A 1,287-nucleotide genomic window follows, 5' to 3' on the forward strand; every position below is an offset into this window, starting at 1 on the left:
ATCGGCCCCTCGATCCTGTCGCAGCTCTTCTTCATGCGCGCCATCGAGATCATCGGGCCCGGCCGGGCTGGGGTCTTCGTCAATCTGGTGCCGGTCTTCGCGCCGATCCTCGCCGTGCTGATCATCGGCGAACCCTTCGGCCTCTATCACGCGATGGCGCTCGCCCTCGTGCTCGGCGGCATCTTCATCGCCGAACGCCTCGGGCGGTAGGGTCAGGGCGCATGTCGGTGGCGATCGGGCCTGGCCCGACCGCCCACGCCTTCACCGCACGAAGCCCCTGTTCGGGACCTGGATGCTCGCCACGAGGGCGAGCATGACGTGCGTGCCGGATGGCGGGCCGCTTCAGCGCAGAGCCGAAACCGCGAGCCGCGCGACCGCAGCATGGGCCGCGTCGCGCTCCTTCGCGTCGGCCCGCGAGCCGGCGAGATAGACGACGATGACGAAGCGGCGTCCGTCCGGCAGCGTCGCGATACCGATATCGTTGCTGGCGTGGTTGATGCCGTCCGTGGTCATGCCCAGCCCGGTGCGATGCGCCAGGCGCGTGCCCGCCGGCAGGCCTGCCTTGATCCGGTCGACGCCGATCTTCGATTCCGCGGCGATCTTCTCGATGAAGGCGGTATGGGCGGGGTCGCGGAGCCAGGTGCCCTTGGCGAAGCCTTCCAGGAACTGCGCGCTCGCATCCGGCGTGGCGGCGTCGCGCTTGTCCTTGAGAGCCTTGGAGAGCGCGGCGATGCGCACCTCCGGCTTGAGCGCCTTGACCTCGGCGCGGAAGCGCTTCTCGTCGACCGCCTCGCCCCAGGCGAAGCCGCGCAGGCCGTAGATCTCGGGCTGGAACTGCCGCTCGTAGCGGTCGATCGACATGCCGGTGACGCCACCGTCGCGCAGCATCCCGGTCACCACCTGCGGCCCGCCGATCTCCCGCATCAGAAGGTCGGCGGCGGTGTTGTCGCTCTGGCCGGCGGCGAGGCTGACGAGTTCACTCAGCGGATAGTCGTTGCGCTCGCCCTTGAAGGCCTTGGCGAGCGGGCTGTGGAACAGCGAGAAGTCCAGGCGCGTCACGGTGACCGGCTGGTCGAGCTTGAACTTGCCGGCCTCGACCTGCTGCAGCACCGCGACCGCTAGCGGCAGCTTGAACACGCTCTGCAGCGGGAAGGTCTCGGTGCCGCGATAGGACCATTGCTTGCGGTCCTTCAGGTCGATGAGCGCGACGCCGAGCCGGCCCTTCGATTCCTGCTCGATCGCGGCGATCTCCTTGTCGAGCCTGGCCTTGTCCCAATCGGCCAGGGC

2 protein-coding genes are annotated in these 1,287 nt (G+C 68.8%); one reads left to right on the plus strand and one right to left on the minus strand.

The genetic code is table 11. The annotated features are described in order from the left end of the window. On the plus strand, positions 1-210 hold a 210-nt coding region (locus ACIPIA_RS16545), incomplete at its 5' end, for an EamA family transporter (protein ID WP_400511065.1). 132 nt (positions 211-342) lie between these two features. Here ACIPIA_RS16545 and bla read toward each other — a convergent pair. Continuing rightward, positions 343-1,287, minus strand: a 945-nt coding sequence (gene bla / locus ACIPIA_RS16550; protein WP_400511066.1) for a class A beta-lactamase, incomplete at its 5' end; no start/stop codon positions are given.

The organism is Allobosea sp. CER48 (assembly GCF_044752385.1).
Lineage (GTDB): Bacteria > Pseudomonadota > Alphaproteobacteria > Rhizobiales > Beijerinckiaceae > Allobosea.